The sequence below is a fragment of the Methyloligella solikamskensis genome, from assembly GCF_042676065.1.
GTDB classification, from domain to species: domain Bacteria; phylum Pseudomonadota; class Alphaproteobacteria; order Rhizobiales; family Methyloligellaceae; genus Methyloligella; species Methyloligella solikamskensis.
In genome coordinates, this window is record NZ_JBHTJO010000001.1 from 468,104 (window position 1) to 481,281 (window position 13,178).

19 protein-coding genes are annotated in these 13,178 nt (G+C 62.0%); 5 read left to right on the plus strand and 14 right to left on the minus strand.

Annotated features, from left to right (window positions below):
* Window positions 1-13: 13 nt before the first annotated feature.
* The 3 genes from ACFQ2F_RS02280 to pqqA (ACFQ2F_RS02290) form a co-directional block, all read right to left on the minus strand.
* On the minus strand, window positions 14-559 hold the full coding sequence (locus tag ACFQ2F_RS02280) for a superoxide dismutase family protein (protein ID WP_379085100.1): 546 nt from the start codon (window positions 557-559) through the stop codon (window positions 14-16).
* A 120-nt stretch (window positions 560-679) separates the two neighbouring features.
* The gene (locus ACFQ2F_RS02285) at window positions 680-1,735 is read right to left on the minus strand and encodes a MaoC family dehydratase (RefSeq protein WP_379085103.1); all 1,056 of its coding nucleotides are present in this window, start codon (window positions 1,733-1,735) and stop codon (window positions 680-682) included.
* A 202-nt stretch (window positions 1,736-1,937) separates the two neighbouring features.
* Window positions 1,938-2,027 (minus strand): pyrroloquinoline quinone precursor peptide PqqA, encoded by a 90-nt coding sequence (gene pqqA, locus ACFQ2F_RS02290; protein WP_379085106.1) that lies wholly within the window; start codon window positions 2,025-2,027, stop codon window positions 1,938-1,940.
* Between the two features lie 75 nt (window positions 2,028-2,102).
* Between pqqA (ACFQ2F_RS02290) and ACFQ2F_RS02295 the strand changes: the two genes are divergently transcribed.
* Window positions 2,103-2,309 (plus strand): hypothetical protein, encoded by a 207-nt coding sequence (locus ACFQ2F_RS02295; RefSeq protein ID WP_379085109.1) that lies wholly within the window; start codon window positions 2,103-2,105, stop codon window positions 2,307-2,309.
* Here ACFQ2F_RS02295 and pqqA (ACFQ2F_RS02300) read toward each other — a convergent pair.
* The 3 genes from pqqA (ACFQ2F_RS02300) to ACFQ2F_RS02310 form a co-directional block, all read right to left on the minus strand.
* On the minus strand, window positions 2,306-2,467 hold the full coding sequence (pqqA, locus tag ACFQ2F_RS02300; RefSeq protein WP_379085112.1) for a pyrroloquinoline quinone precursor peptide PqqA: 162 nt from the start codon (window positions 2,465-2,467) through the stop codon (window positions 2,306-2,308). The genes ACFQ2F_RS02295 and pqqA (ACFQ2F_RS02300) overlap by 4 nt on opposite strands.
* A 102-nt stretch (window positions 2,468-2,569) precedes the next feature.
* Window positions 2,570-3,055 (minus strand): cupin domain-containing protein, encoded by a 486-nt coding sequence (locus ACFQ2F_RS02305; protein WP_379085114.1) that lies wholly within the window; start codon window positions 3,053-3,055, stop codon window positions 2,570-2,572.
* A gap of 34 nt (window positions 3,056-3,089) precedes the next feature.
* The gene (locus tag ACFQ2F_RS02310; protein ID WP_379085117.1) at window positions 3,090-3,413 is read right to left on the minus strand and encodes a nuclear transport factor 2 family protein; all 324 of its coding nucleotides are present in this window, start codon (window positions 3,411-3,413) and stop codon (window positions 3,090-3,092) included.
* 104 nt (window positions 3,414-3,517) lie between these two features.
* Between ACFQ2F_RS02310 and ACFQ2F_RS02315 the strand changes: the two genes are divergently transcribed.
* Window positions 3,518-4,423, plus strand: coding sequence for a LysR family transcriptional regulator (locus tag ACFQ2F_RS02315; RefSeq protein WP_379085119.1), 906 nt, complete (start codon window positions 3,518-3,520; stop codon window positions 4,421-4,423).
* A 109-nt stretch (window positions 4,424-4,532) separates the two neighbouring features.
* Here ACFQ2F_RS02315 and pqqA (ACFQ2F_RS02320) read toward each other — a convergent pair whose 3' ends face one another.
* From pqqA (ACFQ2F_RS02320) to ACFQ2F_RS02330, 3 genes are all read right to left on the minus strand, one after another.
* Entirely contained in the window at window positions 4,533-4,622 is a 90-nt protein-coding gene (gene pqqA, locus ACFQ2F_RS02320; protein ID WP_069094653.1) for a pyrroloquinoline quinone precursor peptide PqqA, read from the minus strand.
* Window positions 4,623-4,804: 182 nt separating this feature from the next.
* Window positions 4,805-4,933, minus strand: coding sequence for an MFS transporter small subunit (locus tag ACFQ2F_RS02325; RefSeq protein ID WP_379085122.1), 129 nt, complete (start codon window positions 4,931-4,933; stop codon window positions 4,805-4,807).
* A 14-nt stretch (window positions 4,934-4,947) separates the two neighbouring features.
* On the minus strand, window positions 4,948-6,315 hold the full coding sequence (locus tag ACFQ2F_RS02330; protein WP_379085125.1) for an L-lactate MFS transporter: 1,368 nt from the start codon (window positions 6,313-6,315) through the stop codon (window positions 4,948-4,950).
* A gap of 171 nt (window positions 6,316-6,486) precedes the next feature.
* Between ACFQ2F_RS02330 and ACFQ2F_RS02335 the strand changes: the two genes are divergently transcribed.
* Window positions 6,487-7,161 (plus strand): carbonic anhydrase, encoded by a 675-nt coding sequence (locus tag ACFQ2F_RS02335; RefSeq protein ID WP_379085128.1) that lies wholly within the window; start codon window positions 6,487-6,489, stop codon window positions 7,159-7,161.
* Here the strand turns inward: ACFQ2F_RS02335 and ACFQ2F_RS02340 are convergent.
* From ACFQ2F_RS02340 to ACFQ2F_RS02350, 3 genes are all read right to left on the minus strand, one after another.
* Complete coding sequence (locus tag ACFQ2F_RS02340) at window positions 7,158-7,778, minus strand: fused MFS/spermidine synthase (RefSeq protein WP_379085131.1); 621 nt, start codon at window positions 7,776-7,778, stop codon at window positions 7,158-7,160. The genes ACFQ2F_RS02335 and ACFQ2F_RS02340 overlap by 4 nt on opposite strands.
* Before the next feature lie 52 nt (window positions 7,779-7,830).
* Window positions 7,831-8,733, minus strand: a complete 903-nt coding sequence (locus ACFQ2F_RS02345) for a spermidine synthase (protein WP_379085134.1) — start codon at window positions 8,731-8,733, stop codon at window positions 7,831-7,833.
* An 83-nt stretch (window positions 8,734-8,816) separates the two neighbouring features.
* Window positions 8,817-9,842: an aspartate-semialdehyde dehydrogenase gene (locus ACFQ2F_RS02350; RefSeq protein ID WP_379085137.1), complete on the minus strand. Its 1,026-nt coding sequence runs from the start codon at window positions 9,840-9,842 to the stop codon at window positions 8,817-8,819.
* 185 nt (window positions 9,843-10,027) lie between these two features.
* Here ACFQ2F_RS02350 and ACFQ2F_RS02355 point away from each other — a divergent pair, with 185 nt between their 5' ends.
* Window positions 10,028-11,392: a PQQ-dependent sugar dehydrogenase gene (locus tag ACFQ2F_RS02355; RefSeq protein ID WP_379085140.1), complete on the plus strand. Its 1,365-nt coding sequence runs from the start codon at window positions 10,028-10,030 to the stop codon at window positions 11,390-11,392.
* Window positions 11,393-11,418: 26 nt separating this feature from the next.
* On the opposite strand, the gene ACFQ2F_RS02360 is transcribed toward ACFQ2F_RS02355, so the two are convergent.
* A complete protein-coding gene (locus tag ACFQ2F_RS02360) occupies window positions 11,419-11,811 on the minus strand; it encodes a DoxX family protein (protein WP_379085143.1) in 393 nt (130 codons plus the stop codon).
* A 189-nt stretch (window positions 11,812-12,000) separates the two neighbouring features.
* Between ACFQ2F_RS02360 and ACFQ2F_RS02365 the strand changes: the two genes are divergently transcribed.
* Window positions 12,001-12,363 carry an Mpo1-like protein gene (locus ACFQ2F_RS02365; protein ID WP_379085146.1) on the plus strand — a complete coding sequence of 121 codons (363 nt, stop codon included), beginning with the start codon at window positions 12,001-12,003 and terminating at the stop codon, window positions 12,361-12,363.
* Window positions 12,364-12,388: 25 nt separating this feature from the next.
* Here ACFQ2F_RS02365 and ACFQ2F_RS02370 read toward each other — a convergent pair whose 3' ends face one another.
* Window positions 12,389-13,177, minus strand: a complete 789-nt coding sequence (locus ACFQ2F_RS02370) for a hypothetical protein (protein ID WP_379085148.1) — start codon at window positions 13,175-13,177, stop codon at window positions 12,389-12,391.
* Window position 13,178: the final 1 nt, after the last annotated feature.

The window sequence follows — 13,178 nt, forward strand, 5'->3', positions numbered from 1 at the left end:
CGAGCCGGCGTTCCTACTTCTCGATCACGCCGCAAGCGATCCGGTTGCCCGCGTCGCCCGAGGGCTGGCTCTTATAATCGTCGGCGCCGTCGTGGATCACGATGGCCGAGCCGTCATCGTCGAAGAGATAGCCTTCGGTGTCTTCCAACAGGCCCTCGTCCTCGGTCACGCTGACTTCGGAGTTGTAAACCTCGAAGGTCAGCTTGCCGGAGTCCGGTACGGTGATGTTGGGCATGTCGCCTGCATGGGGCCCGTCCTCGGTCATGTAACCGTGGGTATCGTCGTCCGGATTGAAGTGCCCGCCGGCGGACTTGAAAGGCGGCTCGCATTTGCCGGTCTCATGAATATGGAACGCGTGGGTCCCGGCCGACAGGTCGGTGATCTCGACGCTCAGCAAGGTGCCGTCGGCGGCCATATCCTTCAGCTCGACGGTGCCGATCTCCTTGCCGTCGGTGTCCTTCAGGGTCGCCGATGCGGCGGAAGCCGCCGCAGGCGCCGCAACGAGCGCGGTGCCGAAGGCGAGCAGCGTTGCGGCGCGTTTGATGGAATATCCAGGCATAAAAATCTCCCAAACGGTTAGAGACACGGCCGGCGTCAATTGCCGGCTCCAGTTCACATATGGGCCTAACGCGCGAGTTGTCCGATTGTTTGCGGCTAGTCAAAATCGCCGCGGTCGTGGTTAGCGCGGCAGAATTAGCCAGCAATCGAAATCGAGAACGACCGAATCTTCGTATTTGCCGTCTTCTTTGACCCCGGGGAAATCGGCCGGATCGCAATCCTTCACGCCGAAGAGGCGGACGCGCAGGGCACCGAGATCGTCGCGGCCGTCGAGCTCCGCCTTATCCAGGATCTCGCTCCAGGCGTAGATCGTGTCGCCGGCGAAGGACGGGGCGACATGGGCCGCGCCGTTCAGGGCCGCCCAGTGGAAGGCGTTGGACAGGCCGTTGAACTGAAGGTTCCGGGCGATGGAGATGATGTGGCCGCCATAGACGAGGCGGCGGCCGAAGCGGCCCTGGCCTTCGATATGCTGATTGAAATGCACCCGCGCGGTGTTCTGGAACAGGCGGGTGGCCATCTGGTGCTCGGCCTCCTCAATGGTCTGGCCGTCGAAATGGTTGATCTTCTGGCCGATCTCGTAGTCGCCCCAGCGCAAGGGCGAGCCGGCGAGATCGAAATCGTAGTGGTTCATGTCGAGCGACGGGAGCGCATCGCCCAAGGTGTCGGCTTCGACGCTCTTCTCAAGCTCGGGAATCACGGTTTCGGGCGCCGGGGCATCGAGATCCCGCTTGTTGACCATCACCCAGCGGGCGAATTGCAGCACGGTCTCGCCGGCCTGGTTGGTGCCGGTGGTGCGCACGTAGACGACGCCGTTCTTGCCGGACGAGTTCTGCTTGATGCCGATCACCTCGGAGGTGGCGGCGAGGGTGTCGCCCGGATAGACGGGCTTCAGGAAGCGGAACTCCGCATAGCCGAGATTGGCGATGGCGTTGCGGGAGACGTCCGGAACCGTTTTGCCGATGACGATATGGAAGACGAGATCGTCCGGGATCGGCGCGACCGGATAGCCGATATCCTGGGCGAACTTGTCGGAGGATTGGACGGCGAAGCGGGGGCCGTAAAGCGCGGTGAAGGTGCTGACATCGCCGACGGTCACGGTGCGTGGCGTGGCGTGGACGATGGTTTGACCGAGCTCGAAATCTTCGAAAAAATTGCCTGCGGCGGGATTTTTGGTCATGCGGTCCGGGAATTCGCTGTGAATTGAGGAAACTGGGCCAAGCGTAGGCCTGCCCTGAAACGGCGCGACCATATCGGCGCGGGTCGGCGCTGTCATCCCCGCGTTTCAGGCTGTGACACCCCGTTAGCGCACAAAAAAAGCGGCGCCCGCATCTCGCTGGGCGCCGCCTTTTTCTATACTGATCTAACTGATCTGCGCTTGATTAAGCGCGGTCCAGCTCGGCCGGAAGATACGTGGTCACTTCCATACCGGCATCGGACTCAGTGATCTCAGGTTTCAGCCACTGTTTCATAGCGTCCTCCTTTCGCGTTCCTAATAGATGTGGGGAGGCCAGATTACGTTTGCCTGAATCTCAGATGAAAATGAGATGAAAATCGGTTTTTTTGACCGGAAAATACGGAGTTTTAGGGCCAAATCGGCCCGAAAACGTAAAAATATCCAAAAATGGGGTTTGGAGCGGTTCGAGGCGACAGCGTTTCGGATTGCGGAAGAAGCGCGCAACAAAAAAGGCGGCGCCTGCAATCGCGAGGCACCGCCTTTTTCTAGAATTCGCTTTGTATCGCTAAGCGATTAAGCGCGGTCCAGCTCAGCCGGAAGATAGGAAGTCACTTCCATACCAGCTTCGGACTCAGTGATCTCGGGTTTCAGCCACGTCTTCATTGGGACATCTCCTCTTTCCAATTCTGATTGTAGATATAGCAGCCTCAGATGAGTACCGCATGACTCGCACATTAACGGAAAATGAAAGCGCGTCGAGGGGGCTATGGGCTATTTCGCTTAGGAAAACTGCCAAAAAGCCAAGACCCGCCTTCCGGCTCCGACAGCGCACGGTGCCTAGTCCTTTCCGCGTGGATCGTCATCCGGATTGGTGTACTTGATGTTCCAGGGGCCGGTCGCGGTCAGCAAGACCACGGTTTCCTCCTCGTTCCAGAGGTAATGGGCGTGCTCGGCCGGCAGGGTGAAGCTGGCGCCGACATCGAGCTCATCGCCCTTGCTGCGGTCGAGCTTCTCCCCATGGCCGTTCCAAACCGTGCCCTTGAGCACCGTGACGACCTCGGTGAACGGGTGGGTGTGTGCGGGGATCTCGTAGTTCGGCGGAAATTTGAGATACGCCAAGAAGACGCCCGGCTTGCTCGGATCGCCGATCAGGAGTGCGCTCTTGGCCCCTTTCGGAAGCAGGGCCTCGTCCTTCCAGTCGATGCTGCCAAGCTCGAAGTTCTGCGCCTGGTCGGTTGCCATGCGCTCAATCGACAGAGCGCTATCGGCCTGGGCCGAAGCCGTAAATGCCAGAACGATGGCGCTCGCCAAAAGAAGTCTCATCTTTTCCTCCTTGTCTGTCCGCCTCTAAAACAGGTCATGCACCGATATCGAGATGCGTGATCTCTCCGGTGCGATGCCGGAATGCAAAGACGAGCACTGCGGGACTGCCAGGAAATTCGCCTGTTACTTTGGCGCGGACGTTCACGGCATCGCCGTTCTGAACGGCGTCGAGCGGCTCGACGGCGTGATGGTACTGTGCTTTCGCTCCACGCCACCATTTTTCGATAGCGTCGCGGCCGACATGGGTCTGACCTTCGTCGCGCACGACAGCGTCTGCGGCGAAGGCCTGGATCAAGGCCTCGCCGTCATTCTTCTTGTCCGCGTCAAGATAGGTCTGGATTGGCGGGGGCAAATCCATGGGAGCGTCCTCATCTTCGTTGCTGCACTCGTCCCCATCTAGCCATGGACAGCCATCTCGATAAGCGGGATATTTCGGGACGATAAATTGCGAAAACCAGGACAATGTCTCGCCCAGGGCTCAAGGAACTCGATGCGGTCATCGCGATTGCGCGGCGCAACTCGTTCCGCGCCGCGGCGCTCGATCTCGGCATCTCGACGACCGCCCTCAGCAACGCGATCGCAAAGCTTGAATCGAACCTGGGCGTTCGATTGTTCAACCGCACGACCCGCAGCGTTTCGCTGACCGACGCGGGGCGGGAGTTCGTCGGCCACGTCCGCCCGGCGCTGCAGGATATCCACGACGCCATGGACGCCGTGCGGTCGCAGCAATCCACGCCGTCTGGCACGCTCCGTATCAACACCTTTCCGACGGCGGCGCGAGAGATATCGGATCCGCTCGTGATCGAGTATCTCAAGCGCTATCCCCAGGTGCATATCGACCTCGTCACCGAGGGCCGGATGATCGATATCGTGTCGGAGGGGTTCGATCTCGGCGTGCGGGTCGCCGCCCTCGTCCCGAAAGACATGATCGCCGTGTCGTTGGGCCGCCAGCAGCGATATGCCGTCGTCGCTTCCCCAGCTTATCTGGAGGAGCACGGCACGCCGCGCACTCCAGCCGACCTCGCCAAGCATCGCTGCATTCGAGTTCGCCTGCCCAACGGTGCTCTTTTTCGGTGGCGCTTCGAGAAGGACGAGCACGTTGTTCAGGTCGACGTGGACGGGCCGATCACATTGGATGAGGCGAGCCTGGCCCGCGCGGCTGTCTTGAGCGGTATCGGACTCGGCTTGTTCATGGAGCAGGATGTCCTGGACGACATCGAGGGCAATCGGCTCGTGCGGGTGCTGGAGGACTGGACGCCGCCATTCGCAGGGCTCTGCCTCTACTATCCCGGGCGGCGCAATCCTTCCTCCGCGTTCAAGGCCTTCATCAGCCTTGCCCGAGAAGTCGCGGCAGCACGGGCGCGATGAGGTGGCTTCAGCTGGAAAGTCCAGCGTTTCTCTCGCGATCAGGCAAAAAGAAAGGCGACGCCGCGTTTGCGGGCCGCCCTCCTTAATTCCGCTTCTCTCGCTTACGCGATTACGCGCGGTCCAGCTCAGCCGGAAGATAAGAAGTCACTTCCATACCAGCTTCGGACTCGGTGATCTCGGGTTTCAGCCACGTCTTCATGGTCAGTCTCCTTTTGGCGTTTCTGTGAGCCTGACGGACAAAACATCCGTCCTGCCGACATGGTTCAATGTAGGGTGCGACAATGAGTACCGCATGAAGTGGACATGAAAAGATTCTGACAGGCCGATTAAGCGGGGTTCACCCTCGCCCGGCCTGTTCTCCTTCCTGTCCGCCGCGGCAGCTCACTGAAAGAGCTGCATGGCGTTGGCCAGGGTCTGCAGAACGCCCCAGGCCAGTGGGATCCCCACAAAGGCCCAGGCCAGGACCAGCTTGATGGTGTTCTGGCCGGAGATGTCGGTGTGTTCGGTCATCGGGTTCCTCCGGGTCAGGCTTTCGCCGGTTCTGGCTGCTCGTGGTACTTCTCATGCACCGGGCGCATCATGAGGTTGCAGAGGAAGCCCAAGAAGAGCAGCCCCGCCATGATGTACATGGTGACGTTGTAGGCGTCGGCCTTCGGCACCCCGCTTTCGATCTGATACTCGCGGATGTAGTTCACCAGCACAGGCCCGAAGACGCCCGCCGCCGACCAGGCGGTGAGCAGCCGGCCGTGAATGGCGCCGACATAGCGGATGCCGAAGATATCCTTCAGATAGGCTGGGATGGTGGCGAAGCCGCCGCCATACATGGAGATGATCACCGCATAGCAGGCGACGAAGAGCGCCATACTGCCGATCGCGCCGGTCCAGGGCACGGCGGCATAGAGGGCCATGCCGAGCAGGAAGAAGATCATGTAGGTCGTGCGGCGGCCGATATAGTCCGACGTCGAGGCCCAGAAGAAGCGTCCCAGCATGTTGAACAGGCTGAGCAGGCCCACGAAGCCTGCTGCTGCGGCTGCGGTGATGCCGGGGAACATCTCCTGGCTCATGGCGGAGGCCTGGCCGAGCACGCCGATACCGGCGGTGACGTTCAGGCAGAGCACGCCCCACAGCAGATAGAATTGCGGGGTCTTGAGCGCGGTGTCGACATGGACATTCGCATTGGTGACCATCTTCTTGGATTGGGCCGGCGCGGTATAGCCTTCCGGCTTCCAGCCTTCAGCGGGTACGCGCACGATGGTGCCGCCCACGAACATGAAGATGATGTAGATGATGCCCAGCGTCAGGAATGTCTGGGCGACGCCCACGCTATCCGGCGTGGAGAAGTAATTCATCAGCCAAACGGACAGGGGCGAGGCGATCATGGCGCCGCCGCCGAAGCCCATGATGGCCATGCCGGTGGCCATGCCCGGGCGATCCGGGAACCAGGTCATGAGGGTCTTCACCGGCGAGATGTAGCCGATGCCCAGACCGCAGCCTCCAAGCACGCCGTAGCCGAGGTAGATCAGCCAGAGCTGGTGCAGATAGACGCCGAGGGCGGAGACCAGAAAGCCGCCGCCGAACAGGACGCCGGCGATAAACATGGCCTTGCGCGGTCCCTGGCGGTCCAGCCAGCTGCCGGTGAAGGCGGCGGCGAGCCCGAGAAAGACGATGGCGATGGAGAAAATCCAGCCCAGCTCGGTGAGCTTCCAGTCGTCAGGCGCGGATTCGGTGATGCCGATCAGCTTGGTCATCGGCAGGTTAAACACGCTGAAGGCGTAAACCTGCCCGATGCACAGATGCACGCAGAGTGCTGCCGGCGGCACCAGCCAGCGGCTGAAGCCCGGCTTCGCAACGATATGTTCGCGGCTGAACCAGTTCGAGGCGTTTTCCGCCATTTCGCTTCCCCCCAAAGGATTTTAGTTTTCCATTGTTGTGCGACAGTTTGACCAGCCGAGGCAAGGCCGGGCAAGCAGAAGCTGCGCGCCGTGTGATCCCAATGGCTGGACAAAAACGTATCAGGCTGGAAATGTTCGCGCGGATTGGAGCAACAAGGAGGGTGAAAGACAGTGCCGCTTCCAAAGGATCTCGTTGAAGGTCATCGCCGGTTCCGGCGGGATACCCACGCTTCCGAACGGGGCCGCTATCGGCAGCTCGCGGAGCTCGGTCAAACGCCCACGGCTTTGGTGATCGGCTGCTGCGATGCGCGGGTCGACGTCTCCAAGATTTTCGACGCGGAGCCAGGCGAGCTGTTCATCCTGCGCAATGTCGCCAATCTGGTCCCGCCCTACGAGCCGGAGGGCTTCTATCACGGCACGTCTGCGGCCATCGAATTCGCCGTGCTGGGCCTGAAGGTGCCCCACATCATCATCATCGGCCATTCCCATTGCGGCGGCATCTCGGCGTTCCGGAAGATGCGCGAAGGCGAAAATATCGCCTCCGACGGACCGAGCTTCCTGGGCGGCGACGACAGCTTTATCTCACGCTGGATGACGCTTCTGGAAGGCATCGAGCTGAACGAATCCGACGTCGCCACCTATGGCGAGGAAATGGCTCTTGAGCTCGCCGGCGTGCGGTCTTCGCTTGCCAAGCTGCGCAGCTTCCCGGCGCTCAAGGAGCGCGAGGCGCAAGGCCTCGTCTCCCTGCACGGGCTGCATTTCGACATCGCCGAAGGCAAGCTGGTCGGGCTGGAGCCTGACTCAGGCCGCTTCGTGCCGGTGGTCGAGGACGAGGCTGCCGTCTAGTTGCTCCAGCCGGCAGCCTTCTCCACGTGCAGTCTTCCGGCGCAGAGCCACAGGAGGCCCGCGGCGACGAAGGCGATGGCCGCGAAGGCATAGGTCGCGGTGTCGGAGCCGATATTGGGGATGACGTAGAGCGCCGTCCCCAATGTCCCCACGATATTGCCGAAGGTGGAGACGCCGTAGATGGTGCCGGCGGTGCTGCCCGTTGTGCCGATATCGTGGATCATCAGACGCACGGCGATGGGCGAGAAGGTCCCCAGGCAGGTGATCGGCGCCAGGAGAAGCACGCAAGACGCCACCATCACGCCGGTCACCTCGCTCTCGAAGGCCAGCATGATCTTCTCCAGCAGCAGGTCCGACGCTATAGGCACCAGCAGGAGCCAGAGCGCGGCGAGGCTCGCGCTGATGGCCGCCAGGCGCAAGGTGGGGTAGCGGTCCACGAGATAGCCGCCGATGAAGTAGCCGATCGTCATGGCGAGAAGCACCACGGCGATTAGAGCCGCCCAGGTGTTCACGCCGGTGCCGAAATAGGGCGCCAGGTAGCGGCTGGCGATCATCTCGAATCCCATCAAGACGACGCCCAGAACGAAGGCGCACAGATAGACCATTGGGCGGGCCAAGACTCACCTCCTGCTTTGTTCGGATTTCGATTTTCGGATTGCCGTCGTAGCGTCAGCCGGCGTCGCGCTCGGTCGAGTGGAGCGCTTCGACGGGTGCGTAATCGTCGGTGAGGATCTGACCGTCGAATTCGGTCAGGGTCTGACGATTTTTCAGGAGCTCGGACGGCGGGTAGTGCGGATCGGCCTCCCGCTGGAGCCTTGCGGCGTGCTCCTGCAGCTCTTCGTCAGATTTGCGCGGGCCGTCATAGGCGACGATGATGAAGTTGGTCGCCGCTTTGTAGACATCGACATTGTCGTAGACGCTGCCGATGGTGGCGGCGGCCGCATCGTAGAGCTGGGTGTTGGATTCCAGGTTCTGGACCAGCACGCCGCCCGGATTGAGGTGGCGCTGGGTCAGCTCGAAGAATTCCTTGGTCATCAGATGGAACGGGATCGACGGGCCCTGATAGGCGTCGATCAGAATCGCGTCGTATTTCTCCTTGGCGCGCAGGAGGAAGATGCGGCCGTCCCGGATCGCCACGTTCAGCCGCGGACCCTGCTCCAGGAAGAAGTACTTCTCCGCCATCTCGGCCACCACGGGGTCGAGCTCGACGCCCTGGATCTCCAGGTCGGAGTAGGTCTTGTGGAGGTAGGAGACGACGGTGCCGCCACCCAGCCCGATCTCCAGGAGGCTTTCGGCCTTCTCCGGATAGGCCATGCCGACCGTCATGTACTGAGCGTAGGCGGACGGCAGCTCCAGCGGATCGTCGGGATTGGCCTTGGATTCCACGTAGAGGCGTTCGTTCATGCCGAAGGACAGGCTGAGATAGCGCCCGTGGCTGTGAACGAAGATCGAGGTGTATTTGGATTCCCGGCGCTCGATGAGCTCCGGCTCGTCGGCTGCCTGCAGAGCGGTCGGCAGCGCGGTCAGCAAAAACGCGGCGGCGGCGGCGAGCTTTGCCGTCACTGTCAGCATTACTTCTCTCCCTAAACGTCGTGCTGGAATTTTTGAGAATTTTCGCACGACGCTCAGGGGCTGTAATTGGCAAGTGAGCTAAATCACGATGCCTTGTTTAGCAAATTTCGGTTGATGACTGTCTCCGCGATCTGGACGGTGTTCAGGGCGGCGCCCTTGCGCAGGTTGTCCGAAACCACCCAGATGTTCAGCCCGTTGTCGATGGTGGAATCCTCGCGGATGCGGCTGATGAAGGTCGCGAACTCGCCGACGCATTCGACGGGCGTGACATAGCCACCGTCCTCGCGCTTATCGACGACCATGCAGCCCGGCGCTTCGCGCAGGACATCGCGGGCCTCTTCCGCCGTGATCGGCTTCTCGAACTCCAGATTGACCGCCTCGCCGTGGCCGACGAAGACCGGCACGCGCACGGCCGTCGCGGTGAGCTTGATGGATTTGTCGAGGATCTTCTTGGTCTCGGCCGTCAGCTTCCATTCTTCCTTGGTCGAGCCGTCCTCCATGAAGACGTCGATATGGGGAATGACGTTGAAGGCGATCTGCTTGGTGAACTCCTTGGGCTCTGGCGTGTCGGTGACGAAGATGCCCCGGGTCTGGGTCCAGAGCTCGTCCATGGCGTCCTTGCCGGCGCCGGAGACCGATTGATAGGTGGCGACCACGGCGCGCTTGATCTTGGCCAGCTCGTGGAGCGGCTTCAAAGCGACGACAAGCTGCGCGGTGGAGCAGTTCGGGTTGGCGATGATGTTCTTCTTCTTGAAGCCTTCCAGGGCATCGGCATTCACCTCCGGCACGATCAGCGGAACGTCCGGATCCATGCGCCAGCAGGAGGAATTGTCGATCACCAGGCAGCCGGCGGCGCCGATCTTGGGCGCCCATTCCTTGGACACGCCGGAGCCGGCGGAAAGCAACGCGAAATCCACGCCGGAGAAGTCGAAGGTCTCGAGGTCCTGGCATTTCAGGCGCTTGTCGCCATAGGAGATCTCGACGCCGACGGAGCGCCGCGACGCGAGCGCGTAGACCTCGTCGGCGGGAAACTCCCGCTCAGCCAGGATATTCAGCATTTCGCGCCCGACATTGCCGGTCGCGCCGACCACGGCAACCTTGTAACCCATGTAAGCTCCTCTTTCCGGCGGCGCTTGAAGCCGGCCGCCTCCTCGCCGATGTATGGGAGGCCGGGCCGAATGTAAAGCTGGGCTCCGGCGTGGGCTTCATATTGGAAGTATTCGCGTCTTGGAAGTTTTGCCTGGCGGCGCCATGCGACGTTTTCCGGCACCGAGGCATCAGGAGGATTTCAGACATGCATTTGCGGAGAGCGGCCGGATCGGCGGCCATCATCTGTCTGACGGCGCTCACGCTGTCGGCCTGCGGCGATACGGCGGATCTGCCGGAAGAGGAGACGCGCGGGCCAAATCCCACGATCCCTGAGCCGACGAACGCTTTCATGCCTACGGTCAATGTTGCCAAGGCAACGGGCTGGGCCGACGGGGAGATGCCGACGCCGGGCGAAGCGCTTTCGGTGACGGCGTTCGCCCGGGACCTGGATCATCCGCGCTGGCTCTACGTGCTGCCCAATGGCGATGTGCTGGTGGCGGAGACCAACGCGCCGAAGCAGCCGGAAGACGATGGGGGCGGAGGAGTCGTGAGCTATATCCGCTCCCTCGCCACGGGCTGGGCCATGAGCGAGGCGGGCGCCGGGCGCGAGAGCCCGGACAAGATCATGCTGCTGCGGGACGGCGATGGCGACGGGGTGGCGGAGACCTCGAAGGTCTTCCTGACGGATCTTCATTCGCCCTTCGGCATGGCGCTGGTGGGCGACGACTTCTATGTCGCCAATGCCGATGCGGTGATGCGCTTTCCCTACGAGGAGGGCGCGACCGAGATCACGGCGAAGGGCGAGAAGCTGACCGATCTGCCGGGCGGACCTATCAACCATCACTGGACGAAGTCCATGGTGGCTGGGCCGGACGGCAAATATCTCTATGTGGGCGTGGGCTCAAACAGCAACGTGGCCGAAAACGGCATGGAGGCTGAGGAGAACCGCGCGGCGATCCTGCAGATCGATGTCGAGACCGGCGACTCCCGCGTCTACGCCTCGGGCCTGCGCAACCCCGTCGGCATGGACTGGAAGCCGGACAGCGATCAGCTCTGGGTGGTGGTGAACGAGCGGGACGAGCTCGGCAGCGACCTGGTGCCCGACTATCTCACCTCGGTGCAGGAGGGCGGCTTCTACGGCTGGCCCTATAGCTATTGGGGCGAGCATGTGGACGAGCGGGTGAGCCCCCAGAAGCCGGAGCTGGTCGAAAAGGCGATCGTTCCGGATTATTCGCTCGGCAATCACGTGGCGCCGCTGGGGCTCACGTTCTCTCGCGGCGATCTGCTGCCGAAGCGCTACGCCAAAGGCGCCTTCGTGGGCGAGCACGGTTCTTGGAACCGCAAGCCCCATTCCGGCTACAAGGTAGTGTTTGTGCCGTTCCAGGACGGCGCGCCGAAGGGCCAGCCGATCGATATCCTGACCGGCTTCCTCAGTGATGACGAGAAGGCGCGCGGGCGGCCCGTGGGCGTCGTCATGGACGAGGAGGGCGCACTGCTGGTGGCCGACGATGTCGGAAACACGATCTGGCGGGTGACGCCGAAGAGCGAAAAGACGGCGGCCCATGAATAGGGCCGCCATCGGATATTGAGCGGACTTTAGGGCCGCCGACCCAGCAGATGATCGAGTGCGAGCGCCCCCGGCCCGGAGCCGACGAGCACGAGGAAGCCGCCAGCGATCGAGATGTCCTTGAGGAAGCCGGTCAGTTCCTTCGCCTCAGTGGGCGTGTGGAAGATGAGCGCCGCCAGGATGCAGAACCCAGCCAGCAGGAAGCTCCAGAACCGGGTGAATAACCCGACGAAGACGAACAGCCCGCCGATCAGCTCGACGATGATAACGAGCGGCAGCAGGATCCCCGGCACGCCAACGGACTCCATGAAACCCGCAGTGCCTTCGTAGCCACCGATCTTGTCCCAGCCAGCTTTGATAAACAGCAGGGCCAGCATGATGCGCCCGGCCGTGCGAAACCACGGCGATAGACTATCGACCATTGTAGAATTCCTCCCCTCCGATTTCTCTCGTTCCTCGGCATGAGGCGAGGCGCAAGTTCGGCGCCTCCGAGACAGCGGCACTGTAGCTTCTCCCGGTAACGCTGTTTAGCACTTGTGCGCGGAACGCTTGCCAATCTTGGGGGAAGCTGCGAAGGAGGCGGCTGCAATCGGGCACAGAGGGATGGAAGAATGTCTGACCAGCACGCAACTTACGACGATTTCTGGCAGCGCTATCTCAGGGACCACGGACGCTCGGGGACGCGCGCGCTGCACTTTCTCGGCACGACCTTGGCAGTCGCCTGCATCATCGCCGCGGCGATCACGTTCCGGCCCGGCCTGCTGATTCTGGCCCTGGTGTGCGGCTACGGCTTCGCCTGGTTCGGTCATTTCGTGATCGAGAAGAACAAGCCCACCATGTTCGGCCATCCATTCTGGTCGTTCGCCTCGGACTTCCGCATGACGTGGCTCTGGTATACGGGCCGTCTCGGCGAGGAGCTGGCGCGCGCCGGCGTGTCCAACGACGAGATGCAGGAGCACGAAGAGCAGGCTTAAGGGCCTTCAACGGCTTCTAGGATTGCTAGCGTAGCGCGGTGCGATCGCTGCCGCGCCGCTCCACCTTCTGCTCGTTCGGATCAGTGACGCCGTCATCCCCGGGCTCGTCGTCGGGTTCATCGACGTCCTCTTCCGGCGCCGGGGCATTCTCCGGTTTCGCTCCCACATCAGCGCATTTCTTGCTGGTGAACTGGTTCACAAGCTTCACCACCTCCGGCCCCAGCACGTTGGTCTGGTTGTCGAGGCCGGTCCCCGAATAGACCAGGGGATAAATGGCGAGCGGTGCATCCACATCGCCCCAGTTGACGCTCGCCTTCGTCGCCTTGCCGTCCTTGAAGGTGACCTTCGGGGCGAGGTTCACCACCACCTCGTACGGGTCGCTCTCGCTCTTACGGTCGAGGCGGCAGATCACGGTCTGATCGGGCAGCTCAACCGTCTGGCTGGGCTTGGTCATGGCGTCGCGCAGCGCTTTCCGCTCCACCTTCAACTTGGATTCGCAGACCGCCTTGCCCCAAGGCCAGGACATGCGGTCGTCCACCATGTCCTCGATATCCTCCTCACGCCACGTCTTCACGATATCGCAGGTGATGGTGCCTTCAGCCGGCACCTCGCCGGCCAGGGCCTTGCAGATCTTCACCTTGCAGGCATGGCGGGAGACCTTCTCGGTCTTCTCCTCCGGCGTCAGGACGCGCTTCTTCTTTTTCGTAACCTTGTCGGCGGCTTCGGTTTTCGTCTCGTCCGCGGCCAAGGCCGCAGTTCCGAGGCTTCCGCCCAGCAGCAGGGCAGACAGCAGATATGCCGGCGCAGATCCCATG